Source organism: Rummeliibacillus suwonensis, assembly GCF_007896435.1.
In the GTDB taxonomy this organism is placed as follows: Bacteria; Bacillota; Bacilli; order Bacillales_A; family Planococcaceae; genus Rummeliibacillus; species Rummeliibacillus suwonensis.
Genome location: NZ_VCBL01000001.1, coordinates 42,216 through 67,435, shown reverse-complemented (window position 1 = coordinate 67,435; position 25,220 = coordinate 42,216). Strand labels below are relative to the sequence as shown.

General features: G+C 38.0%; 21 protein-coding genes. 2 read left to right on the top strand and 19 right to left on the bottom strand.

All coding sequences use genetic code 11. The features are described 5' to 3' along the window. Positions 1-129: 129 nt before the first annotated feature. Positions 130-1,266 carry a tRNA epoxyqueuosine(34) reductase QueG gene (queG, locus tag FEU33_RS00370; RefSeq protein WP_146547487.1) on the bottom strand — a complete coding sequence of 379 codons (1,137 nt, stop codon included), beginning with the start codon at positions 1,264-1,266 and terminating at the stop codon, positions 130-132. Positions 1,267-1,326: 60 nt separating this feature from the next. Between queG and FEU33_RS00365 the strand changes: the two genes are divergently transcribed. Continuing rightward, the gene (locus tag FEU33_RS00365; protein WP_146547486.1) at positions 1,327-2,019 is read left to right on the top strand and encodes a B3/B4 domain-containing protein; all 693 of its coding nucleotides are present in this window, start codon (positions 1,327-1,329) and stop codon (positions 2,017-2,019) included. A gap of 557 nt (positions 2,020-2,576) precedes the next feature. Here FEU33_RS00365 and FEU33_RS00360 read toward each other — a convergent pair. The 15 genes from FEU33_RS00360 to FEU33_RS00290 all read right to left on the bottom strand — a co-directional run bounded on the left by FEU33_RS00360 (position 2,577) and on the right by FEU33_RS00290 (position 19,696). Further along, positions 2,577-3,584, bottom strand: a complete 1,008-nt coding sequence (locus FEU33_RS00360) for an ABC transporter ATP-binding protein (protein ID WP_146547485.1) — start codon at positions 3,582-3,584, stop codon at positions 2,577-2,579. Positions 3,585-3,602: 18 nt separating this feature from the next. Then, positions 3,603-4,523, bottom strand: coding sequence for a C40 family peptidase (locus FEU33_RS00355; protein ID WP_146547484.1), 921 nt, complete (start codon positions 4,521-4,523; stop codon positions 3,603-3,605). Between the two features lies 1 nt (position 4,524). Continuing rightward, the gene (locus FEU33_RS00350) at positions 4,525-5,613 is read right to left on the bottom strand and encodes a dipeptide epimerase (RefSeq protein WP_146547483.1); all 1,089 of its coding nucleotides are present in this window, start codon (positions 5,611-5,613) and stop codon (positions 4,525-4,527) included. Between the two features lie 19 nt (positions 5,614-5,632). Next, positions 5,633-6,556: a S66 peptidase family protein gene (locus FEU33_RS00345; protein WP_146547482.1), complete on the bottom strand. Its 924-nt coding sequence runs from the start codon at positions 6,554-6,556 to the stop codon at positions 5,633-5,635. 501 nt (positions 6,557-7,057) lie between these two features. After that, entirely contained in the window at positions 7,058-8,683 is a 1,626-nt protein-coding gene (locus tag FEU33_RS00340) for a peptide ABC transporter substrate-binding protein (protein WP_146547481.1), read from the bottom strand. A 275-nt stretch (positions 8,684-8,958) separates the two neighbouring features. Next, entirely contained in the window at positions 8,959-10,008 is a 1,050-nt protein-coding gene (locus tag FEU33_RS00335; protein ID WP_146547480.1) for an ABC transporter ATP-binding protein, read from the bottom strand. Positions 10,009-10,012: 4 nt separating this feature from the next. Next, entirely contained in the window at positions 10,013-10,948 is a 936-nt protein-coding gene (locus tag FEU33_RS00330; RefSeq protein WP_146547479.1) for an ABC transporter permease, read from the bottom strand. After that, the gene (locus FEU33_RS00325; protein ID WP_146547478.1) at positions 10,945-11,883 is read right to left on the bottom strand and encodes an ABC transporter permease; all 939 of its coding nucleotides are present in this window, start codon (positions 11,881-11,883) and stop codon (positions 10,945-10,947) included. Before FEU33_RS00325 ends, FEU33_RS00330 begins: the two co-directional genes overlap by 4 nt. Before the next feature lie 35 nt (positions 11,884-11,918). Beyond that, positions 11,919-12,743 carry a M55 family metallopeptidase gene (locus FEU33_RS00320; RefSeq protein ID WP_146547477.1) on the bottom strand — a complete coding sequence of 275 codons (825 nt, stop codon included), beginning with the start codon at positions 12,741-12,743 and terminating at the stop codon, positions 11,919-11,921. A 614-nt stretch (positions 12,744-13,357) separates the two neighbouring features. Continuing rightward, a complete protein-coding gene (locus FEU33_RS00315) occupies positions 13,358-14,278 on the bottom strand; it encodes a S66 peptidase family protein (RefSeq protein ID WP_146547476.1) in 921 nt (306 codons plus the stop codon). Positions 14,279-14,378: 100 nt separating this feature from the next. Further along, positions 14,379-15,170: a class I SAM-dependent methyltransferase gene (locus FEU33_RS00310; protein ID WP_146547475.1), complete on the bottom strand. Its 792-nt coding sequence runs from the start codon at positions 15,168-15,170 to the stop codon at positions 14,379-14,381. A 253-nt stretch (positions 15,171-15,423) separates the two neighbouring features. Further along, positions 15,424-15,675, bottom strand: coding sequence for a hypothetical protein (locus tag FEU33_RS00305; protein WP_244950944.1), 252 nt, complete (start codon positions 15,673-15,675; stop codon positions 15,424-15,426). Between the two features lie 190 nt (positions 15,676-15,865). Next, positions 15,866-17,059 (bottom strand): acyl-CoA dehydrogenase family protein, encoded by a 1,194-nt coding sequence (locus tag FEU33_RS00300; protein WP_146547474.1) that lies wholly within the window; start codon positions 17,057-17,059, stop codon positions 15,866-15,868. A 12-nt stretch (positions 17,060-17,071) separates the two neighbouring features. Beyond that, entirely contained in the window at positions 17,072-18,268 is a 1,197-nt protein-coding gene (locus tag FEU33_RS00295; protein WP_146547473.1) for an acyl-CoA dehydrogenase family protein, read from the bottom strand. Between the two features lie 45 nt (positions 18,269-18,313). Further along, positions 18,314-19,696, bottom strand: coding sequence for an LLM class flavin-dependent oxidoreductase (locus tag FEU33_RS00290; RefSeq protein ID WP_146547472.1), 1,383 nt, complete (start codon positions 19,694-19,696; stop codon positions 18,314-18,316). A gap of 818 nt (positions 19,697-20,514) precedes the next feature. Here FEU33_RS00290 and FEU33_RS00285 point away from each other — a divergent pair. Then, the gene (locus FEU33_RS00285) at positions 20,515-21,474 is read left to right on the top strand and encodes a D-2-hydroxyacid dehydrogenase family protein (protein WP_146547471.1); all 960 of its coding nucleotides are present in this window, start codon (positions 20,515-20,517) and stop codon (positions 21,472-21,474) included. A 205-nt stretch (positions 21,475-21,679) separates the two neighbouring features. On the opposite strand, the gene FEU33_RS00280 is transcribed toward FEU33_RS00285, so the two are convergent. Genes FEU33_RS00280 through FEU33_RS00270 form a run of 3 tightly spaced genes read right to left on the bottom strand, consistent with a single transcriptional unit; the run spans position 21,680 to position 25,151 of the window. After that, a complete protein-coding gene (locus FEU33_RS00280) occupies positions 21,680-22,291 on the bottom strand; it encodes a hypothetical protein (protein ID WP_146547470.1) in 612 nt (203 codons plus the stop codon). Then, a complete protein-coding gene (locus FEU33_RS00275; RefSeq protein WP_146547469.1) occupies positions 22,288-23,154 on the bottom strand; it encodes an ATP-binding cassette domain-containing protein in 867 nt (288 codons plus the stop codon). Before FEU33_RS00275 ends, FEU33_RS00280 begins: the two co-directional genes overlap by 4 nt. Beyond that, the gene (locus FEU33_RS00270) at positions 23,154-25,151 is read right to left on the bottom strand and encodes a hypothetical protein (RefSeq protein WP_146547468.1); all 1,998 of its coding nucleotides are present in this window, start codon (positions 25,149-25,151) and stop codon (positions 23,154-23,156) included. The genes FEU33_RS00275 and FEU33_RS00270 overlap by 1 nt, the downstream gene beginning before the upstream one ends. Positions 25,152-25,220 lie beyond the last annotated feature (69 nt).

The window sequence follows — 25,220 nt, the reverse complement described above, 5'->3', positions numbered from 1 at the left end:
AGAGCGACACGTCCTGTGGCAACACCTGAGGGACCAACATCCTGCCCGCCCGAACCAATCGGACTTTTACGGGCAGTTGTTCCCCCATCTATCTTTTTCGTTTCTCTCTATATCTCAAGATGGGGGGTCTTACTGCCCATTAAAGCGGGATAAACCTTTTTGAATTTCTAATCGAACAGAATCTTCTTTTTCACGAAGTAATCCTTCTTGTAATATTTCTTTCACACCTTCGCCACCAATTTTACCAAGTGCCCATGCAGCAGTTCCTCTTATTACAGGGCGCTCATCATTTTGAAAAATTTCTATTAAAGTCGGCACAGCAGCCTCTTCTTTAAAATGCGCCAATGCAATAATTGCATTCCGTTGGATCGGCTTCTTTCCCCGCCAAGAACCCGAAATATGACCATATGTTTGTTTAAAATCACGATTTGAAATGGTTAATAATGGCTCAAGGAGTGGCTTGGCTACTTCAGGATCAGGCTGAAAGACATCATGCAGCCAATTGGTCTTTCCCTTATTTTTTGGACAAACAGTTTGGCATGTATCACAACCATAAATACGATTGCCAATTTTTGTCCGATATTCATCCGGCAAAAATCCCTTTGTCTGTGTTAAATAAGCGACACATTTTTGTGAATTTAGTTGCCCCCCTTGAACAAGGGCACCTGTAGGACAAACATCCAAGCATAGACGACAATCTCCACATTGATCTTCCATCGGATCATCCGATTCAAATGGCAGATCCGTAATCATTTCACCTAGATAAACATAAGAACCATATTCAGGTGTAATGACAGCACAATTTTTCGCACTCCATCCAATGCCAGCCCTTTCAGCAACAGCACGATCTGATAATTCACCAGTATCTACCATTGAACGCAGGCGACATCCTGGAACCTTTTCTTGGAGAAAGATTTCAAGTGATGCTAGTTTTTCACGTAATATAGTATGATAATCCATTCCCCAAGAAGCACGACAAAAGATACCACGTCTTGCGCCTTTCTTTCCCTGTGGTGGATTTTTCATTTTCGATGGGTAGGTAATCGCAATCGCTATAATACTTGCAGCTTCCTCTAGTAAGAGTTTAGGATTTGTCCGCTTTTCTATATCTGATTCTTCAAAACCCGATTGATACCCTAATTCTTGCTGCCGACGAAGACGGTTCTTTAATTCACTAAAAGGGGATGCAGAAGTAAAACCAATTTTATCGATACCAATACTATGTGCATAAGTGATTAGCTCCTGCTTTAGCTCAGCCATATTCATTTGGTTTCACTCCCTCTTCTATGATAAACTGGAAAAAATATAATGATTAGGTGATGTATAATGACTAAAATTATAATAGATTCGGCATTAACCAATTTAGTACCAACTTTTAAAATCGGCATTATCCATTATACCAAAATTACAGTTGGAGAATCTCCTCAAATGATCAAAGGGAGAACACGATTATATCAAGAAAACCTTTATCTAGAATTACAGGAACAACCTGTCACAGAAAGACCAGGGATTAAGGAATGGCGTACTATTTGGAAAGTCTTAGGAGGGGACCAAAACCGCTATCGACATTCTGCAGAAAGCTTGATGCGAAGAATAGCCAAGCAAAACTATTTGACACCCTTCCACTCTGCAGTCGATTTGAATAATTTCTTCTCATTGCAATATGAAATTCCTATTGGTATTTACGATGCAAATTTAGTAGAGGGGGATATTACCATTGCACTCGGTTATGAAGAAACAGGCTATGAGGGATTAAACGGTCGCTACAATAAGCTAAAAAATATTGTCTATTCAAAAGACGCTAAAGGCGCATTTGGGAGCCCATTCGTTGATTCAAAACGTACTGCTGTTACAGAAGAAACAACGGATGCGATCCAATTATTTTATCTTCGTCCATCTTTTTCAGAGGAAGAAAGTATAGCACTATTGAATGCTGCCGGAAAAATGTTCTCACAAATTCATGGTGGCGATTATCGTATCGCATTCATCACAAAAGACCATAGTCAAGTAGAAGTATAAAGACCTATTATATTAGAAATAAAATGAATCTTCCATCAGTAGGAGTTTTCCTCATCCCCCACTGAACTAGAGGAACGGAAGTGAAAAGCGACACGTCCTTTGGCAACACCTGAGTGATCAACATCTTGCCCACCCGAACCAATCGTGTACATGCGGCAATTTATCTCCCACCTAATTTCTTTCCTTTTGCTGAATTTTGAGGTGGGGGTCTTACTGCCCGTTTATACTAGATAAAAACGTGAATAATTTTAAACCTCTTATTGTGAAGCAGAACAAGAATGCTATTTTGAATAAAATAAAATTCCCCACAAGTTTTTTTATCTTTCTCGATTGTTCGTTGATCCAATCATGCTTTTATAAGCGGCTGTTCCACACTTATCCTCTGTTTTTTCCGTGCAAAAAACTCTTTATGTATAGGTTGGGAACAATCGCTTATGAAAGTTTTATTTTGATATGCTCCCAATTAGTTAGATAGATGACCCTCCTGTGATATACCATTGTCGTAGAGGTGCATCTGAAGCCCCAAGAATGGCACCAGGAAACTCTACCTTTTATGATTATACCGTTGTGGTAGAGGCCTCTTTTTCTGCACTTATTATTTGATCATCATATAAATGACAGGCAACAAAATGTCCTTGTCGCTTCTCAAGCCATCTTGGCTCGATATGTGCGCATACTTCTTTTGCCATTGGACAGCGTGTATGAAAAACACATCCTGAAGGTGGATGGATAGGACTGGGCAACTCGCCTTTTAAAATAATTCTTTTTCTTTGCTCTTCAATATCTGGATCTGGTATAGGAATTGCCGATAATAATGCCTGTGTATATGGATGAAGAGGTTCATGATACAATTGATCAGAAGTTGTCAACTCAACCATTTGCCCAAGATACATGACCCCAATACGATTAGAGATATACTTCACCATCGACAAATCATGAGCGATAAACAGATAGGTCAATCCTTTTTCTTTCTGCAAGCGCTGTAATAACTTGACTACAGAGGCTTGCACAGAAACATCTAATGCTGAAATAGGTTCATCTGCAATGATAAATTCAGGATCAAGTGCTAAAGCTCTTGCAATCCCGATTCGTTGTCTTTGCCCGCCTGAAAACTCATGAGGATACCGATTGGCATGTCCACTATTTAATCCAACATCTTCTAATAATTCATAGACACGTTTTCGCAAAGTTTCTTGATTTTGATATAATTTGTGGACTTCTATTGGTTCCGCAACAATTTCAAAAACTGTCGAACGTGGATTAAGGGAAGCATATGGATCTTGGAAAATCATCTGCATACTTTTTAGCATATAATGACGATCCTTTCCTAATTGAGCATGCACATCTTTTCCCTCAAACAAAACTTTTCCATCGGTTCGATTATACAGCCCTAAAATCGTACGACCAGCAGTAGATTTTCCACATCCCGATTCACCAACGAGTCCAAAGGTTTCTCCTCTATAAATATCAAAGCTGATGCCATTGACAGCCTTCAACGTACTTCCTTTGCCTAGATCAAAATGTTTTTTTAGATTTTCTACAGATAGTAATACTTCCCTTTTCATGATAGCACCACCCCCATTTTACTGATATCGATTTACTCCACAAAGTTCTACTTCGAATTGTGTATTTGCTAATGTAATAATTTCTACTGTTTTTCCTGTTTGAGGAGAATGAATCATCTTCCCCTCTCCAAAATAGAATCCAACATGACGAACTGGATCTTTCCCAAAATTATCAGCAAAAAATAGTAAATCTCCTATTCTCCATTCGTCCTGCCTTTCTGGATCTATAGGTTGACCAGCATTCTTTTGATCTCCTGCGTCACGGGGAAGGATCCTACCAGATGCCTTTGCCATGTTATATGTAAATCCTGAACAATCATAACCATATGACGACATTCCTCCCCATAAGTAAGGCAAATCGAGAAATGCAGTTCCTTTTACAACAGCTTGCTCCATGGGCGTTGGATTACCAACAGTGCTGCTACGTGTGATAGCTACTCCCTTTTTATTTAAACATGCAGTCCCATGTGGTGTATCAACATGATAAAATTGTGAACATTCATGTTGCAAAGGCAAAATTGTATTAAACGGTAAGACCATTAAAGGCGCCCCATCCTCGCTCCATAACTGAACTTTATCTACTGTAACGATTACATGCTTTTGGTAATTTTCGTGTCTTCTTTTTTTTAATTGTCTTATCGGGACCCATCCTGGATAACCTCTTCGATCCTTTTTAGAAGGTTGATGTATCGCAATAATTTTCGCCCAATCATCGACAATTTCATCCACAATGACCTCCTCCCCATAAAGGAGCTGAGTTTGAATACGATTTGTGGTACATAAATCTAATCGTTCCTTATACGATAAGACCTCTAGCCACTTGATAAGATATACTGGATTTTCAATCGCAAGTCTATCAATTTCTCGGGGAGATGAAGTAGAAGTCCATACAGTCGCGACAGGAACTGCGCAGCACCAAAGGTTATTAGAAATTGTCATATTAAATCCCTCCTTTGTTTACTCGCTCAATCCCTAACCCGGGGGCAGTCCTAAATGTTATTTTTGCCCCTTCATATTGAATCCCACCTTGGATCAAATCCTGTTTCAGCATTAATGGTGCATCAAAATCATAATAGATAATATTGGTTTGACTAGCCGCAAAATGTGCAGCTGCACCAACCCCCAGCTTTGTTTCAATCATGCTTCCAGTCATACAATCCATATCATAGCTTGCAGCTAAGGAAGCAATTTTCAATGCCTGATAGATGCCTCCTGCTTTCATCAACTTGATGTTGATCAAATCTGCCGCTCGCATCTCGATCACACGTTTCGCATCATAAATGGAAAAGACACTTTCATCTGCCATTATGGGTATCAAAGTGTGTTGGGTTACATACTTTAATCCTTCAATATCATGCGCTAAAACTGGCTGCTCTACAAATTCTATATTGAAGTTCTCCTGTTCCAATTGTGTAATGGCTCTTACTGCTTCTTTGGGTGTCCAACCTTGGTTAGCATCTAATCGTAGTTTTATATCTGGTCCAATCACTTCACGAATCGCTTTTATTCTTTTAATATCATCTACGATTTCACCTGTGCCCACTTTCACTTTTAAAATATGAAAACCATTAAGAACATACCCAACAGCGTCATTTGCCATTTCAGTAGGCGCATTTACACTCACCGTATAATCAGTCGTTAACTCTGATTTTGCACCACCTAAATATTGATAAAGCGGTAATCCTGCTTCTTGGGCCAGCAAATCATATAATGCCATATCAACGGCTGCCTTCGCACTTGTATTATGAGTCATGGCATGATGTAAGGATTGGAAAAGTGATTCATGAAAGCGTAAATCCTTTCCAATCAATAAAGGTTTAAAAACTTCTTCAATAGCAAATTCGATGCTTGCTAGGGATTCCCCTGTAATCACATGTGTAGGTGGCGCTTCCCCGTAACCTTCTCTGCCATCTTCTAGTTGAATACGCACATAGATAACATCTGCGACATTGACCGTCCGTAATGCGGTCTTAAAGGGTTTTTTTAAAGGGATGGCTACTCGAAATGTCTCAACTGTACGAATGATCATATTTCTTCACTCCCTTTTGTTATTGAACCCCCGGCTGTATAGTGATTGTTTTTTCATCTGCATCTAAAAAAGCATTGGCACCTAGTGGAACTGCAAAGTGTGGTTGGCAATGCCCAATCTTCACATTTTTTACAATGGGGATTGAAAGCTTACCAAAGTAATGATCGAATACCTCATCAAGTGTCAAAGATACTTTTCGCTTTGATGGCTTGGCATTACTAAAATCTCCGATAATGATTCCTGCAACCTCATCAAATTTAGCAGCTAGACGCAATTGGTTTAACATACCATCCACACGATAAGGTTCTTCATCCACATCTTCCATGATTAAAATTTTTCCTTTTGTATTCACTTCGAACCTCGTGCCAATACCACTTGATAATAGGCTAAGATTTCCGCCCGTTAATTCCCCTTGACATTGCCCTGGATGGAACGTTTCAATAGATCCAAATGATGCATTATATTGAAGTACTATCGGTTCAAATAATTGCTCGAACATTTCCGCTGATTTTGTTTGGAAAGTATCTTTTCCCACATCTGAAGCTAGCATTGGTCCATGAAATGTAACAAAATCAGAATATCTTCCTATTGCCGTATGTAAAAATGTAATATCTGAATATCCCCAGAAAATTTTGGGATGATGTGTGATTAAATCAAAGTTTATACGATCCGTATAACGGGCGGCTCCATATCCTCCACAAGCACAAATAATCCCTGCTATATTCGGATCCGCAAACATTTGATGTAAGTCCGCTAATCGCTCATCATCGGTACCCGCTAAATAGCCATTCACTAGATTTACAGATTCTCCTAATTTATAATTTAAACCTAGATCTTCTAAAAAAATGAGTGACCTCTCCAGATTTTTTTGGTTAGGGGGACTTGAAGGCGCGATGATACCAATTGTATCGCCTCGTTTCAATCTTTTCAGTTGACGTTTCAAATAAATCACTCCTTTTCTTTAATCAAGAATAAGCAATACAGTGTAACTTCACACAGGGGGTTACTTCATCTTAACTGGATATTCCTTGAAGGAATCAAGATTTTACTGACAGTTGGTCCCACACTCGTTCTCTTACTTTTACTTGAATCTTAGAGTGAGGGACTTACCGCCTGTTCATGAAGGTTCGACTACCTAAACCATCCATATCTTCTTACATAGTTCATCATTTCGCTTACAGGAATCACACAAACCATAATTTTTCTAGTTTTATAGTTTCAAGTTAGAAATACTTGTTCAATAGCGATATTGATAAAAGATTATAGATGTGTTGATGATCTAAATAATTCATGAAAATAGATGGAGCTAATCTATCTTTGCTACGGATTGCTCGCTCTCCTATGGAAGACAAGCAACCCTCGCTTCAATCCATATCTCTCTGCGATTTTTCATTATTTCGCCTCATAATTATCCTGTTTTTTCTAGTCAGCACACCTGATAAAATCACTTTTTATCTGCCCATTTAAGTTCCAAGTAACCCACTGGATGGCGAACGATGCCTGATACAGATGGTTTTTCTAAAGTAAGTTGATTGTAGAAGTACAATGGAATAACTGGCGCCTCATCAATTAAAATTTTCTCTGCATCTTGAAGCAATTTCCAACGTTTATCATTATCTGTCTCTTTTTTAGAATCAGCTATTAACTGATCGAACTCTTTGTTTGACCAATTGGTTCTATTCATAGAGGAATCTGTTACGAAGCTTTCGATTGCATTGACAGGATCTGCATAGTCAAATAAGAAAGAAGAACGAGATAACTGATGCTTCAATTCTTTCTGTTCTGTCATAAATACACCAGATTCGACGTTTTTTAGTTTAATATTGACGCCCAGATTTTCTTTGAACTGACTTTGAAGTGCGACAGCTATTTTTTGATTATCAGGGCTTGTAGAATAAGTTAATGTTACTGCTGGAAGCTTGGTCCAACCTTCTTCTTTCAACCCTTCCACAAGCAACTTTTTCGCTTCGCTTTTATTGAATATGATTAGATCTCCTGCCACTTCACGGAAGTCCTCACCTTTGGCATTGGTTAATCCGTAACTTACAAAACCATGTGCAGCTTTTTGACCTTGTTTTGTGACATAATCGACAATATTTTGTTGATCTACAGCTAACGCAAATGCTTTACGAATTTTCTCATTTGTAAATGGCTTTTTATCTACATTGAATCGATAAAATGCAATACCCGCTTGATCTTCATTTTTTAGTTCTGGGTTATCTTTTAAATCTTGGGCAAGTTCTGATGGAACAGTAGCAATGTCCAATTCATCATTTTGATACATTTGATATTCTGTATTTGTATCATTGACCATGGCCCATTCTATTTTATCAAGTTTTACTGTATCCTTATCCCAATACTGATCGTTCTTTTCAAATACCATTTTTGAATCATGCTGCCATGTTTTTAAGTTAAAAGGTCCATTTCCAACAAATGAATCCGCTTCTGCAAACCATTTGGGATTTTCAACCGCTACTTTTTCATTTATCGGGAAAAAGCTAGGATTTGAAATAATGTTCAAGAATGCTTCAGTTGGAGCATTTAATGTGACAATAAAGGTTCGATCATCCTTTGCCTTAATAGCAATATCCTCCGGTTTTCCTTTCCCAGTGTTATAGTTTTCCGCCCCATCGATCACATAAGCTAAAAATGCTGCTGGGGAAGCTGTTTTAGGATCTAGCATATGTCTCCATCCATATACAAAATCGCCTGCCGTTACTTTATCTCCATTTGACCATTTTGCATTATCACGTAGTGTAAAGGTGTACGTTAAACCATCTTCCGATACATCAATCTTCTCAGCTGTCGCTGGTTCTGGCACATTCTTGTCATTTAATCGTACAAGACCCTCCATCAAATTATTGAGGGGTGCCCATGATACCGCATCAAATGCAACAGATGGATCGAATGAGTTTGGTTCGACCGCATTATTTAAATACAATACTTTTTCTCCCTTTTTTGTATCATCACTTGTTGTATTTTCTTTCCCTGCATCCTTATTTGCTGTACAGGCCGCTAGTAAAAGCATCAGCAATGAAAGAAATACTAGTGAAAGCCATTTTTTCTTCATACATTTTCCCCTCTTTCCCCTTTTTATCTTGCATGAATGAGCAGTAAGCAACATGCGCCTGGGCTTATTCACTGCGGCTCTCTCCTTTTTATTCCACACTGATGAGCAGTAAACTCCCCACTTTTTGAGACCCAAATCAACCAACAGGCAGATGATATGTGGGAACATCAACTGCCCGTAAAAATCCGATTGTTTCAACGAATACCTAGGATAAGAAAACCTACACTGAGTAAAGCTTTATTTTATATTTATGTGAAACATTCTATGCCCATCACCTAATCATTGAATAATCCCTTTGCTCTTTCATCTTGCAGCCAGCAGTCTGTATAATGACTAGTCGTTAAATAGGTTGTCCCTGGTTGCACATAGTCACATACCTCCATCACATAAGGACATCTTGCTGCAAATGCACATCCCTTTGGTGGTGCAAATAAATCTGGAGGAGTACCCTCGATCGGTTCTAATTCTTCCTCCGCTAGATCCAGCCGTGGAACAGAATTCAACAACCCTTTTGTATAAGGATGTGTTGGTGTATAGAAAATTTCGCGTTTCGTACCAATTTCAATTATCTTACCTGCGTACATCACAGCGATACGATCTGCAATTTTTGCAACGACGCCCAAATCATGCGTGATTAAAATAATAGAAACGCCCGTCTTTATTTGAATCTCTTCAAACAATTCCAATATCTGCGCTTGAATCGTTACATCTAAAGCAGTTGTTGGTTCATCCGCAATTAATAGTATTGGATCACAAATAAGGGCAATAGCAATCACAATTCGTTGCCTCATCCCACCGGAAAATTGATGAGGATACTGTTTTAGCCGTTCTCTCGGATTTGAAATACCAACAAGATTCAACATCTCAATGGCTTTTTTATCAGCTTCCGCTTTACTGATTGATCTATGTGTTCTAAGACCGTCTGTCAATTGCTCTCCAATAGTTAAAGTAGGGTTTAGTGCTGTCATAGGATCTTGGAATATCATCGAAATGTCTACCCCTTGAATTTTTCGTGCAGCCTTTTTATCTAGTTTGGTTAAATCTTTTCCTTTGAAAAAAATCCGACCATTTGAAATTTTACCCGGAGGCTGTGAGATTAACCCCATAATGGCATTTGACGTAACACTCTTGCCACATCCTGACTCCCCAACAATTGCTAATGTCTCTCCTTCGTGTAAATCAAATGTTACCCCTCGAACAGCATGAACTTCACCTCCATAAGTTTGGAAAGTTACATGCAAATCCTGTACTTCTAAAATCTTCTTCCCAATTACTATGGAGAGATTTTGATGCTGTTCATCATTCTGCTGTATTTGTATGGTCATATTCCTACCCCCTAAGTTTTGGATCAAGTGCATCTTGCAGACCATCACCTAAAACATTGAATGCGAACATCGTCATAGCTATAAATAATGCTGGAAAGAACAATCTCCACCAATACCCCGATAAAATAACAGGCAATGCATCATTTGCCATCACACCCCAACTAGCAAATGGTGCTTGAATCCCTAACCCTAAAAAGCTAAGAAAGGCTTCTGCAAAAATAGCACTTGGTACTGTTAAAGTCATTTGAACGATGATCGGTCCCATCGTATTCGGTAATAAATTCTTCCGGATAATTCTTAAAGTACCAGCTCCAAATGATTTTGACGCCGTCACAAACTCATAATTTTTGATTTGTAATACTTGACCTCGTACGATCCGTGCCATACCAACCCAACCAGTTATGGTTAAAGCAATGATGATTGTCGTTAAGCTTGGCTCCATCACAACTAAAAGGAGAATAACAACCAACAAATGTGGTAAACCATATAAAATCTCAATAATACGCATCATCACTAAATCTACTTTTCCGCCTTTATAGCCGCTAATGCCGCCATAAATAATTCCAATCGTGACATCGATTAAAGCCGCCATTAGCCCAACAAATAAGGAAATACGCGCTCCATACCATGTTCTTGTAAATACATCTCTTCCCATTTCATCTGTGCCAAACCAATGTTGCATAGATGGCGCTTTGTTTTGATTTGGTAAATCTGTGGCTGTTACTGAATGAGATGAAAACATCGGGATCAAAATAGCAGCTAGCCCTAAGAAAATTAAAAAATATAACCCAAACATGGCTAATTTGTTTTGCTTTAAACGTCTCCATGCATCTGCCCAATAAGAAAGGGACGGTCGTACAACAACCTCCGCCTTTCCCGTACTTTTTGCTCTTGGTTGAAACCATTCATCTTTTACTTCAATTTCACGAAAATCCGTCATGATGGATCACCTTCTTTTTGATGCAATTTGATACGCGGATCTAAAACACCGTATACGATATCTACCAGAAATAACATGAACACTAAAAAAGCACTGTAAAATACGGTAGTTCCCATAATAACAGGATAGTCACGATTATTAATGCTCTCAACGAAGTATTTCCCCATCCCCGGAATGGCGAAGATCTTCTCAATTACAAAAGTACCTGTTAAGATACCCGCTAGCATGGTTCCCATAATTGTCACAACCGGCATCATCGCGTTTCGCAATGCATATCGAACGATGATTTTCCAAGGTGTCAATCCCTTGGCTTTAGCCATCTTTATATAGTCCTGCGTTAATACTTCTAGCATACTAGCTCGTGTTAATCTTGCTATCACCGCCATTGGACCTGTCGCTAATGCAAGTGTTGGCAGTACCATATGCATTGGACTTTGCCACGTTGCTGCCGGAAACCAACCAAGTTCACCTGCAAAAATACGTATAAGCAAAGTTGCCAATATAAAGTTTGGTAAAGAGATTCCGATCACCGCAAAAGTCATCGCCAAATAATCAATGACACCATTATGTCTCAATGCTGCTAACGTGCCTAAAACCACTCCCGAAATAACAGCGACCAAAATGGTAACCATGCCGAGCTCAAATGATATTGGAAACCCTCTACCAATTAGGCTATTAACTGATTCGTTTGGTTTTTTGATCGAAGGACCAAAATCAAATGTTACAATCGATTTTAAATAACTAATATATTGGGAGGACAATGGTTGATCCAACTTATAAAATTTTTCTAAGTTTGCTTGAATAGTTGGATTTGTTGTACGATCGCTATCTAATGGTGATCCAGGAATCGCATGCATTAAAAAGAATGTTAAAGTCGCGATAATCAGGACTGTTCCAATCATCATAAAAAAGCGCTTGATGACATAATTGACCATACAGGTTCCCCCTTTGTATTCGCTCTTAGATATCTTTAACAATAGCGTGCTTGGAATGCTAATTCAGCCATAACGAGCATTGCTCGATAAGCCTCCAGAATATCCTTTGCTTTAAATTCTATGATTGTCGTTCCTTCTATAATTCTAGTCCCCGGCATCAAGGCAGCCCATTCGGCCTGCCCATAGTTTGTAAATTCAATTTTCAAAATGGGATTATCAGGTGGGATTAATGGTTGAATCTGATCCTTTTTCGCAATCGCTTCTGCTACTTTTGCAGCAACTAATGCCCTTGCCTTTTTCGGATGGAGTGTTTTAACACAGGAACGAGAGATTGTTTCTTTCACTGAAGCTGTAACAACGCCTGGGATAAGGGCTTCTATTTCTCTACATGCGCAGTCATCACCCGCTAAAAAAATAACAGGTACCCCATGATAACCTGCTACATATGCATTAAAGCCAATTTCTCCGATTTCAACATCGTTTATGAAAATCGTTCGAAAGCTAAACGTCATCGAATGACTCATTACTCCTGGCATTCCAGCTCTTGCATGATACCCCGCAAACAACACACCATCAAAAGTTGGGTCAACATTATGTACCATCGAAAATGGCTTGAAGTCACCAGAAATCAATGTCGCATCTTCATGCAATTCTTCCACTAGTAAATTATTCATCTTAGAATGACTATCATTTACTAGCACTTCAGAGGCACCGTGTTGAAAGGCAGACTCAATAATCGCATTCGCCTCTTGTGTCATGATTTTTCTCGAATTTTCATAATTGTGCTCTGAAGATGTAACAAATGTATAATCCGGTAAGCCTGTGATCCCCTCCATATCTACTGAAAGAAAATATTTCATCCTCTCTCCTCCCTCATTACCGTTTCATTATTTATTAATCATTACGAATATTCTGAATTTTTAATTGATACGATAACAATGTAACAAAAATTAACATTAACTTATTTTAGCATAAAAATAATTAATTTCCAATAAATATTTTTTAAATAAAAAAATGGGGCCTTTTTCAAAACATGCGCTTGATGCTTAGATAGATCTTCGCGGTGGCTTGCTCGAGTTCTCGAAAATGTATGCGCATTTCCTTCGTGCGGTGTAGATTCAAGAAATAAATTTAATTTCCCGCGGGAAAAGCGAACAGTTGAGACCCCTCATGAACAACTAAGGAACGGAATTGTAATGCGCCAAGTCCTTCCGTGATCAACGTCCTGTTACCCCAAGGAGGCTCAAGCCGTGCCCGCAGGAAAGCGAGCCGTAGCGGAAATCAACAGGCTCTCTAATTTTTATGTCAAGACCAGATTTTGGTGTAGAGCCCCAAAATGTAAAATGTTTTTGATAATAAAACATATGCTCCAATGGAAAGGATTTATTTCTTTTTTGATCACCTGATCCATAAAAAAACAGCCCAAAAGAGTGGATTCCTCTTTTCGACTGCTTAGATTCTATTTTTTTAAATTTTATTCTACACCAGGTAATATTGCTAAATCTTTGTTCACCGCATCTAGAATAACATCGACTCCCAATGGAATTCCCACATTGGGCTCACAATGTCCGATTTTAAACCCACTTACAACAGGAAAATTCAAATCTTTGAAATAAAATTCAAATAATTCTTCTAAGTGAGGAGAATCTTCATATTCTCGTGGATGAATCTCTGCAAAATCACCAATCACAATTCCCTTTACTTGTTCAAATTTGCGCGCTTGTTTTAGTTGGTTGAGTATGGCATCAATTTGTGCCGGTTCTAATCCGATATCTTCCATAAGTAGAATTTTCCCTGCTGTATTAATCTCAAATTTCGTTCCTAAACTATTGGCGATCAAAGTCAAGTTCCCACCAGTTATTTCACCACGAGCCACTCCACTGCAAATCGTCGTCAATGGTGAAATACTTTCATCATAGTGAATTTCTGCTGGTTGAAATAACTGCTCAAACATATGCTTTGTACGTTCTGTTACATCATCACGTCCAATGCTTGACAAGGTAGGTCCATGAAATGTAACGATATCTGCATACATCCCAATAGCCGTATGCAAAAATGTAATATCAGAAAAGCCCCAGAAAATCTTTGGATTCTCCTCTATCGATAAATAATCAATTTGATCCGCTATTCTCGCTGTCCCAAATCCAGCACTCGCACAGAAAATGGCTTTAATATTTGGATCTTCAATCATTTCTTGCAAATCTTCAGCACGTTCCTTGTCTGTTCCCGCAAGATAATGATTATGTAGCTGTACTGTATTTCCTAACACATAATGTAAACCTAATTGTTCTAAAAAAGCGAGTGATTGTGTTAGCCTTTCTATATTAGGAGGACTTGATGGTGCAATGATCCCTACTGTATCCCCTTTGTGCAATCTTGGTGGGCGTTTTTTCATATGCATATCTCCTATATCAATTTATATATCCACCCTTTACTTTACCAAATACTCTATTAAAAAAGCGAGTGGAGCAATCGATTTTATGCTAAATGAAAAATCATTTTAATGCTAATTTAACGGATGTTTCTATTCGTTCCTTAAAAATACCTTCATCATTTAGAGCCAATAATTCTTCTCTTAACTGTTCTTCAAATAGACAGGCATGATCACCTAAAAACCTTTTTTTGCCATAAGAAGTGGAATAAATATTGCCAATAATCATATCGATTGTCCATATTTTCTCATGAGCAGGTAGTTGATGGACTTCCAAATCAAATTTTGAATGCTCAATGATTTTCTGATGACTAATTGTCGGGTGCGAATATGTAGTGTTTCCGGCTCTTCTCTCTTCACCATACCAATACTTAACAACTTCATCCACTTTCTTTTGCCATGGTAAAACTTTTTTATTTGGAGAATAATGATCGATGATTGCTATACCACCACCAGAAGAAACCATATCATATAATATTTCTAATACCATTGCTCGATCCATCCAATGAAATGCCTTTGCAATGACAGCAAATCTAAATGGATTTTTATCTTCTATCCTATAGCTTTTTATGTCTCCTATATACCATTCTATATTTTCACTTCTTATTTCAGCACTTAAACGTTTTGCTTCATCTATCATTTCAGGCTCCGTATCAATCCCTACAATTTGCTCGAACCAATCTGAAAATCTTAATGCCAGTTGTCCTGTACCACATCCTAAATCTAACATTCGCCCAGTACCATCTAAAGCAAATCTTCCTATTAGAAATCTTATTAAAGAAGCTGGATACAAAGGTCTATATCTTGAATAATATTTTGCAGATCCTTTAAATAGTTCTTCTCCATATCTATCCATATTGTACTCTCCTTTCCTAATTCTATCTCATTTTTAATATTTCCAATAATTATCATATATTGCTAATCGAGTGAAACTAAATATAGCTTTTCTTATTATACACAAATGTAAATTACATTATAGAAATGACTTACCACTCACTTTATCAAAAAAACAAAGGCCCCTAACAATTTGCTAGAGTCCTTAAATGTAATTTGAGTTGGTCAGTAGAATAATAATTCTCAAAAATTTATGTGACCAATTCTAATATGTCTTAAAACTTTGCTTTTGAATCCTTCAATCGAATATTACTTTTAAGTATAGGTATTTCTATACTCTGTTCTATATTATAGGCAATCCATTTTTGCTTTTCACGCTCTACAGCTTTATTTTGCCATTCAAACCACCCACACTCAGAACAATGACTTTCTACATAACTGTTACCATGAGTATCTCGATGATGATAGATGGTATGTGTTTTACAATTGTAGCAATAGATGATTTTATGATCACTCTGCATATACATAAGCACCCTCCTGTATTCATGACCTACTAAAACCAGAATTTACAATTTGCCCTGGCTTTATACAGGAGGTTTTTCATTAAAAAATAAGGCTCCACACCAAAATCTGTTCTTGACATAAAAATTAGAGAGCCTGTTGATTTCCGCTACAGCTCACTTGCTTTCCCGCGGGCAAAAAGTGCTTATCAATTTTTTACTTTCCTTTTTCCCACAATTCAATAGGTAAACCGACTAGGCCTTTTCCAATTTGATCTAGAGCTATATTGTTAGATGGCGCCATTGGTATGCCGCCTCTTGCATCACGATATAACTTTTCAAAAATACTAACATGGTAGCCATAGCCTCCTGCAACATCCATAGCTGTTCGTGCAGCAAAGTCAGCTAATTCTGTTACTTGTACTTTCAGCTCGTTGATTTCATGTGTAGCTTCCGTCAATGGCTTACCGGCTTCTTTTAACTCATCTAAATGACGAGCAATATCGAGCAACCATGCACGTGAAGACTTAATACGTATGGCCACTTCTGCAAGCTTTACACGTAAAATCTGATGATCGGCTAAACTATTATGAAAACCTTTATTTTCTGTTTTCTTGACATGATCAATCGCTGCATCCAATGCGGCCTGTGCAACACCCAACCATACTGCATTTAGACCGATGATTGCTGCCGAATTTTGATAGATATCCTCAGGTGTAGCATCTAGTAAATCACGTTTATGGACACGAATATTTTTGAATACTAATGGTCCACTTTGATTTCCTCTAACACCTAGTGCTTTCCATGGCTTCGCTATAATCCCTTCTTGCTGCCCAGCAACGATAAAGTAACTTTGTGCACTTGGCTCTGTAGTATTGGCTGTACCTGTTTGAGCGACATAGAAATCCGCCTCTCCTCCACTTGTTGTAAAGGATTTTTCAAAATTCAAAATGTATTCATCGCCATCTTGAATCGCACGGCTTAAATTGTACCAAACATGACCTCCCGTCGCCTTTTCGCTAATTGCAAAAGTGGTAATTTTTCCTTCATCACGTACGGGTAAAAGCCAACGTTTCTTTTGATCCTCTGTACCATAAATATAAATTTTTTCTGATGCAGCAATATGCATAGCATAAACAAGGCCTGTCGATGCATCTGCTTTTGCTATTTCTTCTGTTACGATGACAAATCCCGTATAGCCTAAATCTAAACCTTTTAAGCTTTCATCAAATAAAATAGAGTTCCATCCAGCTTTTCCTAATGCATTTATACTCTCTCTTGGAAAAAATCCATCTACGTCATTGATCTTCACATTCGGTTTAACATTAGCATCTACAAAAGCAGTAATCTCCTCACGCAATTTCTGTAAATATTGACGGTCATATATATTTTTTTCAGTAGCAATTGCCATTTTCCATTCCTCCTAGAAGTAAACTTCATTGATTGGTAAATCTCGATCATTTAATACATAGTCACCTATCAGACGCTCTTTATATACATTCGGGTTGTGTGACGCGATTGTTCGAATATTCCGCCAATGACGGTCATAATGATTCTCTTCACGGACTGCAGACGAGCCGCCCACTTCAAATAATAAGCTTGCTGATTGTAAGGCCAGTTCATCCACGATAATCTTTGCCTCCGCTGCCTCCAAGGCTGCTTGATGAGAATCCTCTACCTGCACCTCGCCATTTTGCACATGATCTACCGCTCTCTGTAGAGCATGTGAAGCCTTTAGTACAATTGCTTTTGCAGCATATGCATTACTTACAAGCTTACCGATTACTTGCTGAAGCTGAGGATCCTCCCGAGGTACATCCGCGACTGCAAATGTAAAAGTACGTTTTCTTGATAAAATAATTTTCTTTGCATCTTGCACGATCTCTTGAGTAATTCCTGCAATAACAGCCTGTAAGAATAATTGTGCATATGAATTGAATGGTGTCTTTGCCTCCATTAATTCAAATTCGCCTTCTGTAACACGAACATTTCTAAAATGTGTCGTCCCACTCCCTGTTGAACGTTGACCAAAGCCATCCCAATCATCAACAATTTCAACACCTTCTCGATCTGCTGGTACAATTACCGCTACTACCTTATGATTCTGATCTGCTGCTGTTACAAAAATATAATCTGAATATAACGTACCTGTGCTATAGTATTTAGAACCATTGAGTACATAATCCTTACCATCTGGAAGTAGTGTCGTATTAAACTCCAATTTTCCAACATTGTTCTTTGAAATTTCTGTATAGGCATTGCCTAAAATCACACCTTCAGCAATCCTTTCAAGCCACACTGTTCGTTCAGGGCTTTCAACATCCATTAAATACGTTTCCACTTGTGAGAAATGCGACCGTAAAATATGTGCCACATCTGGATCTGCCGCAGCAAGTTCAATCAGGGCTTCAAATAATTCTGGTATGGTAGCCCCGCCACCACCTTGTTCGACTGGTAATCTTAAAGCACCCAATCTTGTTTGTTTGATCAATTGGATCGCATAAAACGGATGCTCTAATACCGGAAGTTTTCTTCTTCTATTTGCATCCTCCCGAATAGCTGAAAGCAGCTCTTCAAATTCAGGCGTACCAAATTGAATGGCTTTTGTCTTCACCGTCATGTAAAACCTCCTAATTTTATTTAATTACTTGGTATTTAATGAAAATTATTTTATACTTTCCGGAATGCGTTTATATTTATGTCCAATATGATCTGGACGCAAATAAGATGATTCACCAAAAAGCTTTTCGCGCAATGTACCCTCATCATATTCCTTTTTAAAAATGCCCCGTTTTTGCAATTCAGGAATGACGAACTCTACGATATCTTCAAAAGTGCCTGGAGTAATGGCATATGCAAGATTAAAACCATCTATATCGGTATCATCAATCCATTCCTCAAATTCATCTGCTATTTTCTCAGGTGTTCCTACAAATACAGGTCCCAAGCCTCCAATGCCTGCAAAGTTAGCAAGCTCTCTCGGTGTCCATTTTTTATTTGGGCTTGCTTTTGTCAAACTTTCTAGCATCGACTGAATAGCATTCGTTTCAATATACTTTAGTTCTTCATCTGGATCAAATTGTGAAAAATCAATACCTGACCATCCGCTTAATAATGTTAGAGCTCCCTCATAACTAATATACTGAGCTAAATCATCATATTTCTCCTGTGCTTTTTCCTCAGTTTCCGCTACAATAACCGTCGCAAGCGCTAATACCTTTAATGATTCAGGATCACGTCCATGTTTTTTGGCTTCTTCTCTTAATGTTTTGACATACTTTGAAGTCGCTTCTTTCCCTGGTGCTGAGATAAAGGTAAGTTCTGCGTGCTTTGAAGCAAATTGGATACCACGTGGAGAGCCTCCTGCTTGATAAAGTACTGGTGTACGCTGTGGTGAAGGTTCACATAGATGAATACCAGGGACATCAAAGTATTTTCCATGGTGTGCAATGTCATGAACTTTTGCTGGTTCTGTAAACACACCTTTTTTTGCATCTTTTACTACTGCGCCATCTTCCCAGCTATTTTCCCATAGTTTATAGCAAACTTCTAAATATTCATCTGCAATATCATAGCGTTTTGTATGTTCGAACTTATCGCCGATTTCTATATTCTTTGTACCACTTTCCAAATAGGATGTGACGATATTCCAGGCTATACGGCCTTTTGTTAGATGGTCCAGTGTCGATATTCGACGTGCAAATGTATAGGGGTGTTCAAATGTAGTGGATGCCGTCAAACCAAATCCAAGATGCTCCGTTGCATAAGCCATCGCAGATATAAGCATCGCAGGATCATTCACTGGTACCTGCGTTCCTTCACGAACCGTTGCTTCCCGACTATTTTGATATACATCATAAAGCCCGATCACATCTGCTATGAATAAGCCATCAATTTTTCCCTTTTCCAATAGCTGAGCAAGATTTACCCAATATTCGATTGTGTTATACGTACTTGACCGATCCTTTGGATGACGCCAAAGCCCAGGTGATTGATGACCGACACAGTTCATATCAAATGCATTTAGATAGATTCGCTTTTTGCTCATAAGATTCCCTCCATAAATGGTATTTCATGTAATAGTTTTGAGTGTTTATTCGATTTTAACTATACAATTCCTATCTGTCAACTATATTTTAAAATTTCAAACTATTTACATATAGCACCCAGAGCATACCTAAATACTATGATATGAATGTCCTTGTAGGAAGATGCCAAAATTTGTTGAATTAAAAATTTTATGATCAGGTATGTTAATTATCCGATTTCCCCCACAAGATATGATGTATTCGCTGATTTCCGCTATGGCTCGCTTTCCTATGGGCGGCTTAAGTCTCCTTTGGTCAACAGGTCATTCTCTTTCTTGGGATTTATTCGCTCTCTCGGAGACTTTATTCGCTCTCTTCGGGGATTTATTCGCTCTCTCGGAGTTTATTCGCTCTCTTCGGGGATTTATTTGCTCTCTCGGAGACTTTATTCGCTCTCTCCGGGGATTTATTCGCTCTCTCGGAGACTTTATTTGCTCCCTCAGAGACTTTATTTGCTCTTACCGTGGTATATTGGATTGTCTTCACCAAATATGCACTGCACGAAGGAAACGAGTAACCACAGCGAAGATCGACATAAATGGAGCTAAAAATACCTGTTTTTTGGAATCACGCCAAATTCATCACCTATTTTTCTCCAATCAGCACATCTGTTTCATTATGAAAAAATGAATTCATACAGAAATCTTTTAAACAAAACCAAGCATTAAAAATAGGGGAAAACACATTTTTATCCAAAATGTGACAAATATAAATGCGTTTATTATATAAAACTGATAAAATTCACCATAAGAAAACTATTTTGGAGGTACAAGAGAATATGAAACTTAAATGTGCCATTTTAGATGACTATCAAAAAGTAGCACTTGATTTAGCAGATTGGTCATCCATTTCGGAAAAAGTGGACGTAACAGCTTTTCACCAACACTTTAATCATGAAGATGAACTGATAGAAGCTCTTCAAGATTTTGATATTATCGCTATTATGCGTGAACGTACACCATTTCAAAAATCATTATTCGCACATCTTCCTAAACTGAAACTATTAGTTACGACAGGTATGAGAAACGCCGCAATCGATCTAGACGCGGCTAAAGAACATCATGTGACTGTTTGTGGGACAGCCAGTGATTCAGCACCGCCTACAGAACTTGCTTGGGGATTAATCCTCAATTTAGCGCGCCAGATTACGCAAGAAAATCTCAACTTACGAAATAACGGTCCTTGGCAAATTTTCGTTGGTGAAGATTTATGCGGTAAACGCCTCGGATTAATCGGTCTCGGAAAAATCGGCAGTAAAATGGCACGCATTGCCCAAGCATTTGGAATGGAAGTAATGGCTTGGAGCCAAAATCTAACAACTGAAAGAACGGAGCCTCTAGGGGTACAAAAGGCAGCTTCTTTAGAAGAACTTTTGCAAAATAGCGATTATGTTTCCATTCACCTTGTATTAAGCGATCGTACAAGAAACCTAATCACATTGCGGGAACTAGAGCATATGAAACCATCCGCATATCTCATCAATACATCACGAGGTCCGATCGTTAATCAGGACGACCTTATCCATGCATTGAAAAAGGGGCTGATTGCAGGGGCTGGGCTTGATGTATTTGAGATAGAGCCTTTAGGTGAGGATCATCCTTTCCGCACGCTTCCAAATGTCCTAGCAACACCACATCTTGGTTACGTCACAAGAGGCAATTACAGTAAATATTATCATGAAACACTCGAAGATATTCTGGCTTATCTATCAGGTTCAGCGATTCGAAAATTATTTTAAATACAAAAAGGAATTCTCTACCATTGAGAATTCCTTTTGTCTTGTATGGGGGATAATTTTACTAACTTTCAATTATTTCAAAATAATATTGCCAATGATCGGAATTGTAATGATAATGACTTAAATAAATTCATTTTATATCAAAAAACATATTTATTAGGAAGCCTACAATAAGCATGTTCTCTAATCAAATACATACCATCTTTTACTTTCTTGTTATATAAAATCGACTAATGATACCAATTGCAAGAATTAAACCGATGACAAGTGAGATATACGTTAATCTCACCCATAAATCGACATAAGGATAGACAAAGAAGAAAATATGAGGCCATGGCATAAAGCTCCCCTGTGTACCAATTTCCATGATGGTATAAACCAATATGCAGGAAATAGTAATCTCTAAGTTTTTTATGATCATAAGCAACGCACTACTTCCTAAAAAGTAGCATAATGCTAAAAGAATCGTATGAGCCACTACCTGTGGGGTATGAAAAAATGGATCGACAAAACAAAAAACAATCGCTATACAAAGCCCATCTACTAACCCATAACGTAAAAGATCCAGCCAAGCAGTTTGACGATAATAGGGCAAAAGAATTTCACTTGCTCCCTCTTCAAATAAATAACTATAATGTAAGAGTAGATGGACTCCGCAAAAGCTAACGGCTAATACTTGAAAAAAAATATAGTCACGATTCTCATCTGGAGATATATAGATACAAACAATGGCTAAAGCATATGCAATAAATGGAAGAAAGAAGAAAAACTGCTGTAATTTTAGATCAAACTTGAATAAGTAGGAAATTTTCTTCATAGCGAATCCTCTTGTAATAACGCTAGGTATCCATCCATCAAACGAGGACTAACTGGCTTCCCAATATTATCTTCCTCACTCAAAATCCTTACACGAATTTTCTCTTCTTGTTCCTCCAAATAGACAACCTCATGCTTTAGAATAAAATCATCCAAGTCTTCTTTTGAAATTAGCAGATCGAATGTTTTGTGTCTGGCATAATTTTTTAACGCATCCGGTGCACCCTCAAATAATTTTTTTCCTTTTCGTATGACACCGATTTTCGTACATAAAAATTCAATATCTTCTACGATATGTGAGGAAATGATAATTGTATGATTGCCACCCAATACTTTCAATAAATTGCGAAAGCGAATTCGTTCCTCAATATCTAACCCTGCTGTTGGTTCATCGAATATCAAAATAGATGGCTTTCTTAGCAGAAGCTGAGCAATTCCCACTCTTCTGCGCATCCCTCCAGACAATTCATGAATTTTTTTATGCCTTTGTTCAGAAAGATTGACCACTTCTAATACTTCATCGATTTCTTTTGCAATAAGAGACGGATCGACAATTCCCTGTAGAACTGCAATATGTTCTAAAACTTCAAAAATCGTTAGCTGCGGATAAAACTGAAAGTCTTGTGGCAGATAACCAATGGAACCTACCCGTTTGACATAAGTTCCTCTACTTATGAGTTCCTCATTTAAAAAAACCTCGCCATCATCCATCTTGGATAGTCCTGCAATAATTTTCATAACGGTTGTTTTCCCTGCTCCATTTGGTCCTAAGAGGCCATAAATCCCCGTTATATGCAGGGATAATTGCGATAATATCGTTTGTTTTTTCATCTTTTTTGAAAGGTCTTTAATATATAGGTCCATTATTTTCGATTCCCCTTTAGCCAACTATGAATTTCCTTCCATGTAGTCGCTTCCTCCATATGGGCATACCAGTATTTCAAAAATTCCTGTTGCTCTTTCAATGATTTTCCTTGAAATTCCTCTAAAACTTTCGTACCTTCCTTTACAGGTGCATCATCTGAATCCGAATAAAAAGGTAAGTCTGAGTCGAAGTGAATTTGATCTAATACATGAAGTTTACGATTCATCCAACTAGTTGTTGCAAGGCACCAAGCAGTATAGAATGGACTTTTTTTCGGTGCAATAATGATCGGCATCATCTCTGTGGGAATTCCTTCCAAAGTATCCTTAGATGCTAATGGATACAATGACCCAGTATCATAAACAAAATGATCCTCACTTATTAATTTCGCTACTCCATTAGTGATATTCTGAGCTAACACAATTTTCGAAGGCACTCGACTTACAACGGTTGGACCGATTTCTTGGGCATATGCCAATAGCTTTTCCTGAAAAGCAAGAAAAGTGGGTGCACTTTCTGTAAGATCTGGCCAATCACTCGGATACGTGATGCGATAGTCACCTGTTTCCAACGTTTTTCCTTGCCCCATAATCAATGTGACCGCCTGAGCCTTTCCTTCATACACACCATCGCTCTTTTTCGCTAAATTGATAAATAATAGCTTGTCTTTTGTTTGGACAGTCATTTTTACTGCTTTGGTAGGGTCATCAGGAATAAAATCGACACCCCTTCCATCTTTACTTATACGATACATTTGATCATTATTTTTCTTTGGATACCAAGCCATATTTCCAAGCAATAGCTTTCGACTTCTTAAAATGGGATAAAAATTTGTTGACCGAAGGGTATAGGTAAATTGCAATTGATCAACAGGTTTCTTTAAATGAAGAGTGATCAAATCCCCATACCGATCATAGGAAACCGCTCGATGATGATTGGTGATCGACTGAATGGCGTATGCGTGATAAAGTTGAAAAGTAGGACGTACTGTTTTCATATTTTTTAGCGACATTGTTACTTGTAGCTGATCTCCTTCTAGATGCATTACATACTGCTGGATATCATATGCTTCATTTGTCTGGCTTTTTGAATGGGAGAGCTTTTGATAATATTTAACTTCTTGATTGTAATCCGCATTATTCCACATATTCGGCATCCATAAGATTGCCATTTTCCCTACAAGCAGTAACACTATTGGAAGAACAATCAGCAGATTTCGAATCCGCTTTCGTAAGGCAAAATCCTGTGCCCAGCGAAGGGAGAGAAGAAAAAAGAACTCCCCCAATAAAAGCAGCCAAAATAGGAAGCGCAATTCATATGCCAAGCTAATATCATAACCAATAAATGATTCATAAGCGTTGTATATATTGCTCATACTAAAAGAAAGCAGAATCTTCCAATCCTTTGCCGGGATGTTATTGAAAATAGTTTCTAAAAATTCTGTATTCATTCCGCCTGTGACAATCCATCCAACCGCGATAAAAAAGAAGCTGATTTTACGCTTGCCACAAATAATCGCGACAAGAATCGCCATAAAGAAATAGAGAATCATCGGTTCCCATAAAAAAGTCATGATAAAGCGAAACAATTCGGCATATAAAAAGGTCACACCTAGCCCATTGATTAAAAAATAAAAACTATAAAATCCGTATGTAATAATGGCTAATGCGAGTTGAAAAAGGCTATGCACCACACCCATTGCTGAAATTTTTTCAACCATGATCTGATGTCCATCTGTAAAAAACGTCTGAATCCCATATTGAAGCTCATTAGAAACGACTTGATAGGCATAAATCATATAAAAAATGGAGACAATTTGGACAACGCCGCTGATTTCTGATGGTAGATCTCCAAAATTCTGGATATGAAATTGATCAAATTTATGCAACATAATCCGGCTGATGACAAGAATAATCAGTGCTAGACTTGCCCCCATATATAACTTGCTTTTGATAAATTGCTTACTATAAAAGTGAAATAACCATTTCCACCGCATCCCCATTCTCCTTTTTAGGTAAAAAGAGATGCACAACACTCTTGCAAAGAATGGCATCTCTTTTTTAGC

Excerpts from the sequence above, each read along its gene's own strand:
- FEU33_RS00275 (WP_146547469.1), bottom strand. The coding sequence starts at position 23,154 with ATGGACCTATATATTAAAGACCTTTCAAAAAAGATGAAAAAACAAACG.
- FEU33_RS00360 (WP_146547485.1), bottom strand. The coding sequence starts at position 3,584 with ATGAAAAGGGAAGTATTACTATCTGTAGAAAATCTAAAAAAACATTTT.
- FEU33_RS00350 (WP_146547483.1), bottom strand. The coding sequence starts at position 5,613 with ATGATCATTCGTACAGTTGAGACATTTCGAGTAGCCATCCCTTTAAAA.
- FEU33_RS00365 (WP_146547486.1), top strand. The coding sequence starts at position 1,327 with ATGACTAAAATTATAATAGATTCGGCATTAACCAATTTAGTACCAACT.
- FEU33_RS00340 (WP_146547481.1), bottom strand. The coding sequence starts at position 8,683 with ATGAAGAAAAAATGGCTTTCACTAGTATTTCTTTCATTGCTGATGCTT.
- queG (WP_146547487.1), bottom strand. The coding sequence starts at position 1,266 with ATGAATATGGCTGAGCTAAAGCAGGAGCTAATCACTTATGCACATAGT.
- FEU33_RS00315 (WP_146547476.1), bottom strand. The coding sequence starts at position 14,278 with ATGAAAAAACGCCCACCAAGATTGCACAAAGGGGATACAGTAGGGATC.
- FEU33_RS00325 (WP_146547478.1), bottom strand. The coding sequence starts at position 11,883 with ATGGTCAATTATGTCATCAAGCGCTTTTTTATGATGATTGGAACAGTC.
- FEU33_RS00310 (WP_146547475.1), bottom strand. The coding sequence starts at position 15,170 with ATGGATAGATATGGAGAAGAACTATTTAAAGGATCTGCAAAATATTAT.
- FEU33_RS00270 (WP_146547468.1), bottom strand. The coding sequence starts at position 25,151 with ATGCGGTGGAAATGGTTATTTCACTTTTATAGTAAGCAATTTATCAAA.
- FEU33_RS00320 (WP_146547477.1), bottom strand. The coding sequence starts at position 12,743 with ATGAAATATTTTCTTTCAGTAGATATGGAGGGGATCACAGGCTTACCG.
- FEU33_RS00285 (WP_146547471.1), top strand. The coding sequence starts at position 20,515 with ATGAAACTTAAATGTGCCATTTTAGATGACTATCAAAAAGTAGCACTT.
- FEU33_RS00295 (WP_146547473.1), bottom strand. The coding sequence starts at position 18,268 with ATGACGGTGAAGACAAAAGCCATTCAATTTGGTACGCCTGAATTTGAA.
- FEU33_RS00305 (WP_244950944.1), bottom strand. The coding sequence starts at position 15,675 with ATGTATATGCAGAGTGATCATAAAATCATCTATTGCTACAATTGTAAA.
- FEU33_RS00290 (WP_146547472.1), bottom strand. The coding sequence starts at position 19,696 with ATGAGCAAAAAGCGAATCTATCTAAATGCATTTGATATGAACTGTGTC.
- FEU33_RS00335 (WP_146547480.1), bottom strand. The coding sequence starts at position 10,008 with ATGACCATACAAATACAGCAGAATGATGAACAGCATCAAAATCTCTCC.
- FEU33_RS00280 (WP_146547470.1), bottom strand. The coding sequence starts at position 22,291 with ATGAAGAAAATTTCCTACTTATTCAAGTTTGATCTAAAATTACAGCAG.
- FEU33_RS00330 (WP_146547479.1), bottom strand. The coding sequence starts at position 10,948 with ATGACGGATTTTCGTGAAATTGAAGTAAAAGATGAATGGTTTCAACCA.
- FEU33_RS00355 (WP_146547484.1), bottom strand. The coding sequence starts at position 4,523 with ATGACAATTTCTAATAACCTTTGGTGCTGCGCAGTTCCTGTCGCGACT.
- FEU33_RS00300 (WP_146547474.1), bottom strand. The coding sequence starts at position 17,059 with ATGGCAATTGCTACTGAAAAAAATATATATGACCGTCAATATTTACAG.